Source organism: Achromobacter piechaudii NBRC 102461 (assembly GCF_001571245.1).
Taxonomy (GTDB): Bacteria; Pseudomonadota; Gammaproteobacteria; order Burkholderiales; family Burkholderiaceae_B; genus Achromobacter; species Achromobacter piechaudii.
The window spans coordinates 383,757-398,326 of sequence record NZ_BCTK01000005.1; the positions used below are offsets into that span (position 1 = coordinate 383,757).

The 14,570-nt window shown below is 62.7% G+C and carries 12 protein-coding genes; 11 read left to right on the forward strand and 1 reads right to left on the reverse strand.

Translation table 11 applies throughout. From position 1 onward, the window contains the following. The first annotated feature begins 135 nt into the window (after positions 1–135). The 5 genes from API01S_RS08495 to API01S_RS08515 all read left to right on the forward strand — a co-directional run bounded on the left by API01S_RS08495 (position 136) and on the right by API01S_RS08515 (position 5,570). A complete protein-coding gene (locus API01S_RS08495) occupies positions 136–2,574 on the forward strand; it encodes a heavy metal translocating P-type ATPase (RefSeq protein WP_197715024.1) in 2,439 nt (812 codons plus the stop codon). A 141-nt stretch (positions 2,575–2,715) separates the two neighbouring features. Next, the gene (gene copC / locus API01S_RS08500; protein WP_003090319.1) at positions 2,716–3,102 is read left to right on the forward strand and encodes a copper homeostasis periplasmic binding protein CopC; all 387 of its coding nucleotides are present in this window, start codon (positions 2,716–2,718) and stop codon (positions 3,100–3,102) included. 4 nt (positions 3,103–3,106) lie between these two features. After that, positions 3,107–4,033 carry a copper homeostasis membrane protein CopD gene (gene copD / locus API01S_RS08505; RefSeq protein ID WP_003097522.1) on the forward strand — a complete coding sequence of 309 codons (927 nt, stop codon included), beginning with the start codon at positions 3,107–3,109 and terminating at the stop codon, positions 4,031–4,033. 128 nt (positions 4,034–4,161) lie between these two features. Further along, entirely contained in the window at positions 4,162–4,446 is a 285-nt protein-coding gene (locus API01S_RS08510) for a CopK family periplasmic copper-binding protein (RefSeq protein ID WP_003090336.1), read from the forward strand. Positions 4,447–4,679: 233 nt separating this feature from the next. Beyond that, entirely contained in the window at positions 4,680–5,570 is an 891-nt protein-coding gene (locus tag API01S_RS08515) for a LysR family transcriptional regulator (RefSeq protein WP_003097524.1), read from the forward strand. 4 nt (positions 5,571–5,574) lie between these two features. On the opposite strand, the gene API01S_RS28765 is transcribed toward API01S_RS08515, so the two are convergent. Further along, entirely contained in the window at positions 5,575–5,880 is a 306-nt protein-coding gene (locus API01S_RS28765; protein WP_003097526.1) for a helix-turn-helix domain-containing protein, read from the reverse strand. Between the two features lie 107 nt (positions 5,881–5,987). Between API01S_RS28765 and API01S_RS08520 the strand changes: the two genes are divergently transcribed. The 6 genes from API01S_RS08520 to API01S_RS08545 all read left to right on the forward strand — a co-directional run bounded on the left by API01S_RS08520 (position 5,988) and on the right by API01S_RS08545 (position 14,515). Beyond that, positions 5,988–6,629, forward strand: a complete 642-nt coding sequence (locus API01S_RS08520) for a LysR substrate-binding domain-containing protein (RefSeq protein ID WP_023657317.1) — start codon at positions 5,988–5,990, stop codon at positions 6,627–6,629. A 286-nt stretch (positions 6,630–6,915) separates the two neighbouring features. Beyond that, complete coding sequence (locus API01S_RS08525) at positions 6,916–7,227, forward strand: hypothetical protein (RefSeq protein ID WP_006226245.1); 312 nt, start codon at positions 6,916–6,918, stop codon at positions 7,225–7,227. Between the two features lie 147 nt (positions 7,228–7,374). After that, positions 7,375–8,610: a TolC family protein gene (locus API01S_RS08530; RefSeq protein WP_003121558.1), complete on the forward strand. Its 1,236-nt coding sequence runs from the start codon at positions 7,375–7,377 to the stop codon at positions 8,608–8,610. 15 nt (positions 8,611–8,625) lie between these two features. After that, positions 8,626–10,143 (forward strand): efflux RND transporter periplasmic adaptor subunit, encoded by a 1,518-nt coding sequence (locus API01S_RS08535; RefSeq protein WP_006226247.1) that lies wholly within the window; start codon positions 8,626–8,628, stop codon positions 10,141–10,143. Next, the gene (locus tag API01S_RS08540) at positions 10,140–13,259 is read left to right on the forward strand and encodes an efflux RND transporter permease subunit (protein ID WP_006226248.1); all 3,120 of its coding nucleotides are present in this window, start codon (positions 10,140–10,142) and stop codon (positions 13,257–13,259) included. Before API01S_RS08535 ends, API01S_RS08540 begins: the two co-directional genes overlap by 4 nt. A 158-nt stretch (positions 13,260–13,417) precedes the next feature. Then, positions 13,418–14,515, forward strand: coding sequence for an IS5 family transposase (locus tag API01S_RS08545; RefSeq protein WP_006226249.1), 1,098 nt, complete (start codon positions 13,418–13,420; stop codon positions 14,513–14,515). Positions 14,516–14,570: the final 55 nt, after the last annotated feature.

The window sequence follows — 14,570 nt, forward strand, 5'->3', positions numbered from 1 at the left end:
CGAGCACGCGACGCCGCGCTTGTCTCCTTGCGCGCCTGCGGCCTGCTGCGATCACCAGACACCAACAGTTAACGGCGGAGGGCACTTGTCACTATGAATTCACCCAGCAAGTCTTCAGGACATGAGCACGCAGGCATGGCGGCGGGTGCCACAACGTCCGGCCCGCATACCCACCACCATCACGCCAGCCATGCTGGAAGTGACGACGCGGGCGGGTCCTCAAGCCACACGCAGCCCGATGCCGCGACGCGAGATCCGGTGTGTGGCATGGCGGTCACGGCGGCGTCGGAGCACCGCTCCACGCACTTGGGGAACACGTACTTGTTTTGCAGCACCGGATGCAAGGCCAAATTCGACGCCGATCCGGCGCGATATGCCAGCGGTGACGCGGGCATAGGCACAGGCAGCGGCCATGCACCGCATCACCATGCCAACACCGCAGTTTCACCGGCCCCGGCGGCATCGCCAACCGCGCCCGGAACCATCTACACCTGCCCGATGCACCCGGAGATCCGCCAGGATCATCCGGGAACCTGCCCCAAGTGCGGGATGACGCTGGAGCCTCTGCTGCCCGACCTCGATGACGACAACCCGGAGTTGCGTGACTTCTCGCGTCGCTTCTGGTGGACCTTGCCGCTGACGCTCGTGGTCCTGGCGCTGGCGATGCTGGGCGAGCGGCTGCACCTGATGGACATGGCTACACAGAGCTGGGTCGAGTTGGTGCTGTCGTTGCCGATCGTGCTGTGGGCCGGCTGGCCCTTCTTCTCCCGCGGCTGGCTGTCCGTGGTCAACCGCAGCCCGAACATGTGGACACTGATCGGCCTGGGAACGGGTGCGGCATTCATCTACAGCGTTGTGGCAACCGTTGCGCCGGAAGTGTTTCCAGCTTCCTTCATGTCCATGGGACGGGTCGGCGTGTATTTCGAGGCCGCCGCCGTCATCATCTCGCTGACACTGCTCGGCCAGGTGCTGGAACTCAAGGCCCGCTCCCAGACTTCGGCAGCCATCAAGTCGCTGCTGGGGCTGGCACCCAAGACGGCGCGGCGCATCAATGCGGACGGCAGCGAGGAAGACGTGCCACTCAGCCATGTGCACGTCGGCGACCTGCTGCGCATCCGACCCGGCGAGAAGGTGCCGGTGGATGGCATCGTGCACGAGGGCAGCAGCTCGATTGACGAATCCATGCTGACCGGCGAACCGCTGCCCGTCAGCAAGCGCGTGGGCGACAAGGTCATCGGGGCCACACTCAACACCAGCGGCGCGCTGATCATGCGTTCGGAGCGGATCGGCTCGGACACCGTTCTATCGCAGATCGTCCAGATGGTCGCCCAGGCGCAGCGTTCCAAGGCACCGATGCAACGCATGGCCGATGTCGTTGCCGGCTACTTCGTGATGGCCGTCGTCGCCATTGCGGTAACGACGCTCCTTGTATGGGGATTCTTCGGGCCGCAGCCCACCTGGGTCTATGGACTGATCAATGCGGTGGCCGTCCTGATCATCGCCTGCCCGTGCGCGCTGGGTCTGGCCACGCCGATGTCGATCATGGTCGCAACGGGCCGTGGCGCCACGCAGGGCGTGCTGTTCCGCGATGCCGCGGCGATCGAGAATCTTCGCAAGGTCGATACCCTCGTCATCGACAAGACAGGAACCCTGACCGAAGGCCGACCTGCTTTCGATCAGGTCGTCGCAGCTCCCGGCTTTACGAACGATGAGGTGCTGCGTCTTGCCGCCAGCCTGGACCAGGGCAGTGAACACCCCCTGGCCGACGCCATCGTGCAGGCCGCGCGTGCCCAGGGCCTCCAACTCGTGAAGCCTCAGAGCTTTGAATCGGGAACCGGCATCGGCGTGCGCGGAAAGGTTGAGCACCGGCAACTGGCGTTGGGCAACACAGTGCTGATGGAACAGTCTGGCGTATCGGCGGAACCGCTCGTACCCCAGGCCGAAGCTCTGCGCGGCGAAGGGGCCAGCGTCATGTACCTGGCGGTGGACGGGCAGCTCGCGGGCTTGCTCGCCGTATCCGATCCGGTCAAGGGCAGCACCCCCGAGGCCCTGGCCGCGTTGAAGGCTGCGGGCCTGCGGGTCATCATGGCCACCGGGGACGGGCAGACCACCGCCAAAGCCGTCGGTGCACGCCTAGGCATCGACGAGGTGCATGGTGAGGTCAAGCCGGCGGACAAGCTCATGTTGATCGAGCGACTGCAGAAAGAAGGACGCATCGTCGCCATGGCCGGAGACGGCATCAACGACGCGCCGGCCTTGGCGAAGGCAGACGTGGGCATCGCCATGGGAACGGGAACCGACGTGGCGATGAACAGCGCCCAGGTCACGCTGGTCAAGGGTGACCTGCGTGGCATCGCTGTCGCTCGCACGCTCTCGGTGAGTACCGTGCGCAACATGAAGCAGAACCTCATGTTCGCCTTCCTCTACAACGCGCTGGGCATCCCCATCGCCGCCGGGGTTCTCTATCCCCTCACGGGCTGGCTGCTGTCGCCGCTGATCGCAGCATTGGCGATGAGCCTGAGTTCGGCGTCGGTCGTTGGCAACGCCTTGCGCCTGAAAGCGAGCCGACTGTGACCGGATTTTCTTTCTGAAACTACAGGAGCCTGCTATCGCCCAGCAAACCGTTTCTTTCGTTCCACGCCGTTGCAAAGGTGCAAGCCTTATCTCGGCATTTCGTTCTTAAACCCCACCTCACACATCCAGGTAGAAACTTCTATGACCCGTTCACATTTCATCGCCAAGCTCGTCGCGCCGATCGCTGCTGGTCTGTTCGCCACCGCCGCATTCGCGCATCCTTCGCTGGTGTCTTCAACGCCGGCCGACAAGTCGCAGGTTTCTGCGCCAGCCACCATCGAACTGAAGTTCTCCGAGACGCTGGTGCCGCAGTTCTCCGCCGCGAGCCTTGTCATGACTGGCATGCCGGGAATGGCGAGCCATGGCCCGATGAAGATCAACGCCAGCGTCGCGGCTGCCGGCGACGGCAAGACCATGGTCATCACGCCGGCACAGGCGCTCCAGCCCGGTGACTATCGCGTCGAATGGCGTGCCGTCTCCTCGGACACGCATCCGATCACGGGTAACGTCACCTTCAAGGTGAAGTAAGCCCATGGCCGGGGATTGGTTGACCATCGTCCTGCGCCTGGCGCTGTATCTGGACCTGGCGGCGGCGTTTGGCGTCGCCATGTTCGGTCTCTATGCTTTGGGCAACGACGAGCGATCCTCGACGATCTCGCGCCGCTATCGCGTCCTCATTGGCGCATCCGCTGCCATCGGCATTGCCCTGTCGATGTGGGGCATGACGGTCATGGCCAAGGCCATGTCCGGTGCCCAGAGCTACGCGGAGCTGTCAACGCACGTCTTCGACATGCTCATTACGGGCACGCACATGGGCATCGCCTGGTGCATTCGCATCCTCGCGCTGTTGGTGTGTGTGCTCGTCGCAATGTTGAAATTGAACGCTACCTTGCGATTTGCAGTGATGGCGCTCTCCACCGGCGTGGCGCTGGCGACCCTTGCGTGGGCAGGCCACGGCGCGATGGACGACGGCGTTCGCGGCTACATCCATCTTGCGTCGGATATCACGCACCTCTGGGCAGCGGGCGCTTGGGTGGGCGCATTGGTGGCGTTCTTGATGCTGGCATCCCACAAGCAGGATGTCGCGCAAGACCCGGTAGCGGTCCTCAGTCGGACGTCGAATGGCTTTGCTCGCATAGGTACAGCGATCGTGGCTGCACTCGTCGTGAGTGGAATTCTCAATTACCTGTTGATCGCCGGACCATCGTTTGATCCGCTCATCTCGACGCTGTATGGCCGGCTGCTGATGGTAAAGCTCTTGCTTTTCGCAGGCATGCTGGCGTTGGCTGCTGCCAATCGGTATCGGTTGAGCCCGAGCCTGGAGGCAGCTTTGAAGGCAGGCAATCGCGCACAGGCAGTCATCAAGCTTAGGCAGAGTCTGTTCACGGAGGCGACCTTGGCCGTTTTGGTTCTGGCGAGCGTTGCATGGCTTGGCATCTTGTCTCCCACTGGAACCTAGTCCTTCATGGGCGGCAGATGACAGCACATGAACTGAATGTAATGCACGGGTAAGCGCTCTGTAGACCGCCTGCTTCTACATTTAACGACGCGGCGCAAGTTGTCGTCGTTTTTACAAAGGAGTCGATCATGAAATCGCAAATTGTCATTGCCGCCCTGTTGAGCGCTCTCTCCGTGCCAGCCTTCGCCGGTCATGCAGCAGCCCAAGCAGCCAAGGAAATGGTTCCCTTGGCTGACGGGGGAACGCTGTACATCTTCAAGGACGGAAAGATGGCACAGGAAAGCCGCTTCGGGCGCGCCGTCTATCTCAATGTCGGAGCTTCGGTGTCGACGAAGGATGGGCGCAACATCGCGATCACCAGCAATGAAGTCGCTCGCCTCGGGTCGCTGCTACAAAAAGAGCACGGCGGATGACGCCGCGGATGTGCGGTGCTTATCAAAGCTTCTGCACAGTGTGACAGAGACGCGCGCCCCGATTGGGCGCGCGCGCGCTTGGGACGCGTCACGAGCAACCACGAGCGCTCAAGGTGCCAGTTTTTGCGATGTCAAGCGCATCAACTTCCCTGAAATGGATCCAGCCTCCCCGTCCACCGTGATTCGTCCACGGGACATCTGGCGCGAATGAGAACTTGCGAGGAGCCCGATTTATGGAGTTGCGTCATCTACGATGCTTTGTCGTCTTGGCAGAGGAGTTGCATTTCACGCGGGCGGCCGAGAGGCTGCATATAGAGCAACCCCCCTTGTCTCGCGCGATCAAGGAATTGGAAGATGAGCTTGGGGTCACGCTGTTTGACCGCGACCGCAGAGGCACACGGCTGACCGTGGCGGGGGCGGCATTCTTGCAGGACACCCGCCGACTCTTCACTGTCCTGGAGCAAGCGCGTGAGAATGCCAGAGCCATTGCCGCGGGCCTGAGGGGCAGCCTGCGCATTGCAATTTCCGATGGTGCGATGGACCCACGACTATCGGCGTTCCTAGCTCGTTGCCGCGCGGAAGAGCCCGAGGTCGAGATACGTCTCTCCGAGGTACCGCTGACCGAGCAGATACGGGGCCTACGGTCTGGCGACTTCACGATCGGATTTGCACACGCGGCGGATGTTGGCGAAGGCATCGTGGCTGAACCGATCTGGCGAGACCCGATTGTGATCGCCGTGCCAGCGCGGCACTCGCTTCTTGCGCACAAGCAAGTTCCGCTGAACGAACTTCAGGGTCACCCACTGGTTCTGTGCGACAAACTGGCCTGCGAAGGCTACTGCCGAGAACTAAATCGGCTGCTACAGGTTCTGGAACACAGACTCAACGTTGTCGAAGAAGTGTCGTCGCTGGACATGATGCTAACGCTCGTCGGCGCAGGCTATGGGATTGGTTTCATGACGGCGACCAAGATTCCCATCAGCCAGAGGCCGGACGTGGTGATTCGCCCTCTGGCGCAGGACACGGCGGTAATCACAACCTATCTGCTTCGGCCAGAAAGCAGCAACTCATCGGTTTCGCTGGATCGCTTCATCGAACGTCTGCGAGGACCTCCGGATGACTAAAGCGTCAATGCCTATCTGAATCGTGCGCCGCGGCACGAAGATTGCGTTCGGCTGCGCTGACGAGTTCCGCAGCACTGAGCTTGAGTCCGGCGGCGATTCTTAAGATCAGAGCGAGAGTGGGCATGTGCTCCCCACGCTCTATTTTGCCCATGTGCGATCGCTCGATCCCTGCTTTCGCAGCCAGTTCTTCCTGAGCAACACCTTGCGTCAGGCGGGCGACACGAACGGCCGCTCCGAATGCCAACGCTGGCTCGGCGTCGAAAGTGGTAGTTCCTGGGGGACGGCCTCGTCGGACAGTTCGCTTCTCCATCCTTGGAAGCGTCGAACAGTCCAAACAATTTAACCACGTTAAGTTTAACTCAAACTAGCTATCATGAAGACTTTCCATCCTTGTCTTATCGCTTCTTGGGGCCTCTCATGCACGACGCCACCAGCCCACGCCCACAGCTCAGGCTCGCCATAGCGCCTGGTGTGGCCTCTTCGTACCTAGCTGCATTGCTTGCCCTGCAGCGCGCGGAGGAGCCCGAAGTTTCTATGGAATTTAATGAGGTTACGGCGAGCGATCTCATTACGGGCCTCTACAAACGGCGCTTCGACGTCGGCCTTTCTCTGAAGCAGGTGAGCGATTCTTCGCTGAAGAGTCTTTCTATTTGGTTCGAGGCGACAGCTCTTGCCACGCCGCTGCGATACCCACTGCTCCGGCAGCAGTCAATCAGAATAGACGAACTTAAGGAGCACTCCGTGTTTCGATGGAAGGCCGAATATTCTCCTTCGCTGGACCAGTACCTGTCCTCCATGTCATCAACGGAAAGGCCGAATGTCCAGCATGTCAGTTCTTTTGAGATGTTATTGCTCTGGGTCGCAGCTGGATATGGCGTAGGGATTTCCTCGCGATCACGCATCGAAACCGCTAGCCAGTGCGGAATCTGCACGCGCCCAATAGCCGATGGCCCCTACGAGGTCATTACGCACCTGCAGCGACTCTCGGGACAGACGAATCTTGTAGCTGATCGATTTGAGCTTAGAGCCTTGCGAGTTGCCGAGGCGCGTAAAGCATGACAACCACGTGCGGTGCCCGCCCTTGCCGGTGGATTTGCAGCGGGTGCCGGTTCGGGCCAAGGCGCCGTCCAGACGCATCAATTCATCCTGGAAACTGACCTTGATCAATTCAACTCCCTACAACTTCCAATAGTATGTCCGCATGATCGGCTTAAGGCGCCTTCTCGCAAGATGGAGCCGCTGGATTACCAGCGGCCTAGTCGTAACCTTGCTTTTCTCGCAGGTTGCGATGGCGATGTACGTCTGTCCCAAGCCAGACCCGAGGGCATCTGTGGAAACCACGCAAATGCGTGCCACGATCTCGATGCAGCAGGCTGACAAGTTGCCAATGTCGGATTGCACCGGCATGCCTGATTCCATGGACAGCGAAGCGCCACAGTTGTGCCACGCTCATTGCAGTGGCGATCGGGAGTCGGCGCTTTCATGGCAGGGGCTGGACATTCAGTTTCTCGCGGCGCACGTGATGTGGCTCGCCAACTCGCTGCCCGGGTTGGTTCTCGACCGGGTAGCCCTCAGGCGGCACGTTACCTACATTCCTCCCAATCCCCGCGCGGGCTTTCCGCCGATCTACCTCACGTTCCAAGTCCTGCGGAATTGATTTATGTGTCCGTGCTCGCCGCGCACCGATGCGGCAGACCACGTGATTTCGTGAATACCAATTCCGAGGACAACCATGTTTACTCCCTTTTTTGGCGCCCCCGAGGGGCGCCCGTCGGCGTACGGCCGAGGCACAACGCCGGCCTCGATGCGAGTGCATCGTCTGAAAGCTATCAGCATCGCGTTGGCGGGCAGTGCGCTTGTCTCGCCTGTAGCCTACGCCCTCGATTTTGCTGAGGCACGCCTTATCGCGGAGCAGCAGAGCCCACGCATAAGCGCGCAGCAGTTGCAGGTTAACGTCGCCGAATCCGTGCAGAAGGCAGCAGGCTCGCTGCCCGACCCCAAGCTCTCGCTCGGCATCGAAAACTACCCCATCAGCGGCATGGATCGCTGGAGCATGACGCGCGAATCCATGACGATGCAGCGCTTGGCGCTCATGCAGGAAGTGCCCAACAGGGCCAAGCGCGACGCCCAGGTCGCCAGCGCGCAGGCGCGTGTGGATCGAGAACGCGCGGCGCTGGTTTTGCAGCGATTGCAGATCCGCCAGGAACTCAGCCTGGCGTGGATCGCCGCGCAGGCGGTGGAGCAACGGGAGATACTGCTGACGGAACTGCTCGCGGAGAACCAGCGCCTGCAAGACAGTCTCCCCGCTCGCGTCGCCGGCGGCACCGCCCAGGCTGGCGATCTGTTGGTCGCGCAACAGGAGGCGCTGACACTCACGGACCGCCGTGACGATCTACAGCGGGACCGGGCCAAGGCCAGGGCCGCGTTGCGGCGCTGGGTGGGCTCCAGGGCCGACGAAGCACTGCAAGGCGATCCAGGCCCGCTCACTCGCCCCGTCGCGCAACTGCGCACAGAACTGGCGAATCACGCGGAGCTTGAACTCTATCCGGCGATGCAAAGCATGGCCCGGGCCGAGTCCCGCGAAGCCCAATCAGAGACCCGCGGCGATTGGGCCTGGGAGATAGCCTATAGCCGGCGTGATCGCCGATGGGGCGACATGGTGTCATTTCAGGTGACATTCGATCTGCCTTGGCAGAAGGATCGACGCCAAGTGCCCATGATCGAGGCAAAACGGCACGAGTTGGAACGTCTGGACGCCGAACGCGAAGACGTGGCGCGGCGGCATTTGCAGGAGCTGGACGACAGCGCCGCCGAACTCCAAGCGTTGAACAGCCAGATCGACCGCCTGCAGACCGCCGGCTTGCAACTGGTACGGAACCGAGCGGCACTTGCATTGAGCAACTACCGATCCGCCAAGGGGGACCTGAGCGCTGTGCTCAGTGCACGCGCCCAGGTGCTGGAGACGCGCATGCGTCTGATCGACCTTGGAGCGCAGCGCGACAGCCTCGTCGCCCGACTGAACAGCCTGATCGCGGACTGAGTGGAGACCCTCGCCATGAATACCTCTTCGAGAAACATCCTTGCCGGCTTGACGCTGGTTGCTGCCGGTATTGCCGTTGGATGGGGCGTCGCCCAATGGCGCGCCGGCCACCTCAGCGGCTCCCCCGCTGCCAACGTCACCGTTGCAAGCGCTCCGACCGAGCGGAAGGTGCTGTATTGGTACGACCCGATGGTGCCGACCCAGAAGTTCGACAAGCCCGGCAAGTCGCCCTACATGGACATGCCGTTGATGCCGAAGTACGCGGATGAAGACACGCAAGACAGCACGGGCCTCAGCGTGTCGGCGCAAGCGGTGCAAGCCCTAGGGCTGCGTACAGCCGAAGTCCTGCAAGGCAAGATCGGCGCAGATGTGAACGTCGTGGGCACCGTGCTGCTCAACGACCGCGACGTCAGCATCGTGCAGGCGCGGACCGCCGGCTTCGTCGAGCGTGTCTACGCACGGGCTGCGGGCGACGTGATCGCAGCAGGGGCACCGCTGGCTGACCTATTGCTGCCGGAGTGGATCGCCGCACAGCGCGAGTTTCTCTCGGTTCGCGCGATGGGCGACGCACCGTTGACCGCAGCTGCCCGCCAACGGCTGCTGCTGCTCGGCATGCCGCAAGCCCTGATCGCCCAGGTGGAGCGCACAGGCGAGCCCAAGGGGCTGTACACGGTCACAACACCTCAAGGCGGCTTGGTGGCCGAACTGATGGTGCGCCAGGGCATGACGGTTTCCGCCGGGGAAAGCCTGGCCAGGGTGAATGGCTTGGCCTCGGTGTGGATCGAAGCGGCCGTCCCCGAAGCACAAAGCGGACCATTGCAGGTCGGCCAAACGGCGCAGGTCCGGCTGGCGGCGTTTCCCGGTGAAGTGCTCCAGGCGCGCATCGTGAGCATCCTGCCCGAAGCCAACCGCGACACCCGTACGGTGCGAGTGCGGCTTGAAATGGCCAATCCCGGCCAGCGCCTGAAGGCCGGCATGTCCGGCCAGATCGCGCTCAAAGGCAACGAACAGCCCGCGCTGCTTGTTCCCAGCGAAGCGGTCATCCGCACCGGCAAGCGCGCACTGGCCTATGTGGTCGATGGACCCGGCAAGTTCCATCCCGTGGAGGTCCAGGTGGGCGCGGAGGTAGGCGATCAACTGGTGGTCAACGGCGGGCTCGCGGCGGGACAGCAGGTGGTGGCCTCGGCGCAGTTCCTGATCGATTCGGAAGCCAGCCTGCGGGGCGTGCTGCCTGCAGGTGCCGCGGCGTCCGCGCCTGCATCGCCGCACAACGGGCACGGCACCTCGTCGCCAACGGCCGCGGCCACCAACGCTTTCGTGGTGCGCGGCGTGATCGAGGAGATGTCGCCCACCGAGCTGACGCTGGCGCACGAGGCCGTGCCAGCCCTCCAATGGCCGGCCATGACCATGGGCTTCAAGCTGAGCAGCCCGCAGCTCGCCGCGGGTCTTTCGGTTCGGCAGCAGGTGCGATTCACCTTCTCCAAGCAAGGTGAGGGCTACGTGATCACCGCCATCGAAAAGGTGCAGCCATGATCGCCAAGCTGATTCGATGGTCGGTGGCCAATCGCTTCCTGGTGCTGCTGGCCACCGCCATGCTCACGGCATGGGGCGTGTGGGGCGTTCGCAGCACGCCCGTGGATGCGCTGCCGGACTTGTCAGACGTGCAGGTCATCATTCGCACCAACTACCCAGGACAGGCGCCGCAGATCGTCGAGAACCAGGTCACCTACCCGTTGGCCACCACCATGCTGTCGGTGCCAGGGGCCAAGACCGTGCGCGGCTTCTCGTTCTTTGGCGACTCGTTCGTCTATGTCTTGTTCGAGGACGGAACCGACCTGTACTGGGCCCGCTCACGGGTACTGGAATACCTGAACCAGGTCCAGGGCCGATTGCCCGCCACGGCGAAGCCGGCCCTGGGTCCGGACGCCACAGGCGTCGGCTGGATCTTCCAGTACGCGCTCGTGGATCGCACGGGCAAGAACGATCTGGCGCAACTGCGTGCGTTGCAGGACTGGTTCCTGAAGTTCGAACTCAAGAGCCTGCCCAACGTGGCCGAGGTGGCATCGGTGGGGGGCATGGTCAAGCAGTACCAGGTCGTGCTCGACCCGATCAAGTTGGCGTCCTATGGCCTCAGTCAGGCTCAAGTCCGCGATGCCCTGATGGGGGCCAACCAGGAGACCGGCGGCTCCGTCCTGGAATTGTCAGGCGCGGAGTACATGGTCCGCGCGAGCGGCTACCTCAAGACCCTGGACGAGTTCCGGGAGATCCCCTTGACGGCACGCGGCGGTGTGCCGGTGCGGCTGGGGGATGTTGCGACGCTCCAGATAGGCCCGGAGATGCGGCGTGGCATTGCCGAACTCGACGGAGAAGGCGAGGTCGCCGGCGGCGTGGTGGTGCTGCGCTCCGGCAAGAATGCCCAGGAGACGATCGCTGCCGTCAAGGCCAAGCTCGCGGAGCTGCAGGGCAGCCTGCCGCCGGGCGTCGAGATCGTCACCACCTACGACCGCAGCGCGCTGATCGAGCGGGCCATTCGCAATCTCACGACCAAGCTAGGCGAAGAGTTTCTGGTGGTGGCGCTGGTCTGCGCACTGTTCCTTTGGCATCTTCGTTCTGCGCTGGTGGCCATCATCTCGCTACCTCTGGGCGTGATGACGGCGTTCTTGGTCATGCGCTACCAGGGCATCAACGCCAACATCATGTCGCTGGGGGGGATTGCCATCGCCGTGGGGGCGATGGTGGATGCAGCGGTGGTGATGATCGAGAACGCCCACAAGAAGCTGGAGGCTTGGCAGCACGCGCACCCAGATCAACGGCTGCAGGGCAAGGAACGGTGGGACGTGATCACACAGGCCGCGGAGGAAGTCGGTCCTGCGCTCTTCTTCTCGCTGCTCATCATCACGCTCTCGTTCATCCCGGTCTTCACCCTAGAAGCGCAGGAAGGCCGGCTGTTCGGCCCGCTGGCGTTCACCAAGACCTACGCGATGGCCGCGGCCGCAGGGCTGTCAGTGACGCTGATTCCCGTACTCATGGGCTACTGGATTCGCGGGCGTATCCCGGATGAGCAGAAGAACCCCATCACCCGCATCCTGATTGCAGCCTACCGGCCAGCACTGGAGTGGGTACTGCGCCGGCCCAAGGCGACGCTGCTGATCGCCGTGCTGGCCTTGGCGACCACGGCCTGGCCCTTGGCGCGGCTCGGCGGTGAGTTTCTGCCGAGGTTGGACGAAGGGGACCTGCTCTACATGCCCTCGGCCCTGCCGGGACTCTCGGCGCAGCGCGCCACGGAGTTGCTGCAGCTGAGCAACCGCATGATCAAGACCGTACCTGAAGTGGACAAGGTGTTCGGCAAGGCAGGACGGGCCGAAACTGCGACCGATCCGGCGCCCCTGGAGATGTTCGAGACCACGGTTAAGCTCAAGCCCAGGGAACAATGGCGTCCAGGCATGACGCCCGAGAAGCTCGTGGAAGAGCTGGATCGTGCCGTGAAGATCCCGGGCCTGTCCAATATCTGGATTCCCCCTATCCGCAATCGCATCGATATGCTGGCTACCGGCATCAAGAGCCCGATCGGGGTGAAGGTGACCGGCAACGACCTGGGCGTGATCGATCGCATCGCTGCAGAGGTCGAGCAGGTCGCCAAGGGCATTCCCGGCGTGACGTCGTCACTCGCGGAGCGCTTGACGGGCGGGCGCTACGTGGATGTTCAGATCGACCGCGTAGCCGCCGGTCGCTACGGCCTGAACATCGCCGATGTCCAGGCGGTCATCGCCGGCGCGGTGGGTGGCGAAAACGTCTCGGAAACGGTCGAGGGGCTTGCCCGCTTTCCGATCAATCTGCGCTACGCGCGAGAATGGCGTGATTCACCACAACGGCTGGCAGAACTACCCATCTTCACGCCGATGGGTCAGCAGATCACGTTGGGGACCGTGGCACGCATCGCGATCACCGATGGACCGCCCATGCTCAAGAGCGAGAACGCACGGCCCTCCGGTTGGGTCTATGTCGATGTGCGCGGCCGTGATCTAGCCTCGGTGGCCAACGAACTGCGCGATGCCATCGGGCAGCAGGTCAAGCTGGAGCCGGGTGTGAGCATCACCTACTCCGGGCAGTTCGAATACATGGAGCGGGCCAATGCACGCCTGAAGGTTGTGGTGCCTGCCACCCTGTTGATCATCTTCGTTCTGTTGTACCTGACCTTCGCGCGTGTGGACGAAGCGGGCTTGATCATGGCGACCTTGCCCTTCGCGCTCACGGGGGGCATCTGGTTCCTGTACCTGCTGAATTACAACCTGTCCATCGCCACCGGCGTGGGATTCATTGCGCTGGCAGGTGTGGCGGCGGAGTTCGGCGTGGTGATGCTCATCTATTTGAAGCAGGCCTTGGCGGAACGTTGCCCCGATGGGCGCAACCCAACGCGAGAAGAACTGCTAGATGCGATCCGGGAAGGGGCGGTGCTGCGCGTGCGCCCAAAAGCGATGACCGTTGCGGTCATCCTGGCGGGCCTGGTACCCATTGTTTGGAGCAGCGGCACGGGCTCTGAAGTCATGAGCCGCATAGCAGCTCCGATGCTCGGCGGGATGGTGACCGCACCGTTGCTGTCGCTGTTCGTGATTCCGGCTGCCTATCTGCTGATGCGTAAGCCGCGCTAACGTTGCAACGCGGCAGGGTCTCATAACCGAGGCCCTGCCGTCTCCGGTGCGGCCTATCGGCACCCCAAGTGAATAACCTATTGAAACATCACACCTAGCAGGCTGCTGAAGAACCTCTCTATCCGTAGACTATTGGGATAGTCACTTCATTCAATGCCATGCGCGGTGTAGACGTCTTCAGCGAGCAGTTATTCACGGTCAAGCGGCTGGAGGAGTTCATCCCAGCCAGCCATCCGTTGCGTCCGGTGCGGGAGATGGTCAACGAGGCGCTGCGGCGCCTGGACGGGCTGTTCGAGCGGATGTACGAGCCGAGCTACAAGGGAGGCCGCCCGAGCATCGCGCCGGAGAAGCTGGCGCGGGCGATGCTGCTGCAGGTGTTCTACAGCATCCGATCGGAGCGGCAGCTGATGGAGCAGGTGCAGTACAACCTGCTGTTTCGCTGGTTCATCGGGCTGTCGATGGACGATGCGGTGTGGGTGCCGACAGTGTTCACCAAGAACCGCGAACGGCTGATCGAGCATGACGTGGTGGTGGCCTTGTTCAACGAGATCGTGGCGATGGCCGACGCCCGTGGCTGGCTGTCGGGCGAGCACTTCAGCGTGGACGGGACGCTGATCCAGGCTTGGGCCGGTCACAAGAGCTTCGTGCGCAAGGACGGCGGTGAGGATGGCGACGGGACGGACTTCCGGGGCAAGTCACGGGGCAACGACACGCATGCCTCCACGACCGATCCAGATGCACGGTTGTACCGCAAGGGCAAGACGGCGAGCGAACTGCGCTACATGGGCCACACGCTGGCAGACAACCGGCACGGCCTGATCGCTAATGCGCGGGTGACTCATGCCGACGGCTACGCCGAGCGTGAAGCGGCCAAGGCGATGATCGGCGATGCACGCCAGGCCAACCCCGACGGTGCGCTGACGCTGGGTGCGGACAAGGGCTACGACGCAGCCGAGTTCGTCGAGGCTTTGCAGGAGATCGGGGTTGCTGCGCACATTGCGCAGAACACCAGCAACCGCCGCTCGGCGGTGCCTGATGCCATCGCCACGAGCGCCGGTTACGCGATCTCGCAGACCAAGCGGAAGCTGATCGAGCAGGGCTTTGGCTGGGCCAAGCTGATCGGCAACATCCGGCAGGTGATGGTGCGGGGCCTGGCCAAGGTGGATCAGATGTTCATGTTGAACATGACCGCCTACAACCTGGTGCGCATGCGCACCTTGGGACAGTTGTGCCTGCAGGGCGGGATAAGGGCATGAAAAGGGCGGGAATCGTGTTGAAACCGGCGCTCAAGGCCCTGAATCGGCACCTTCA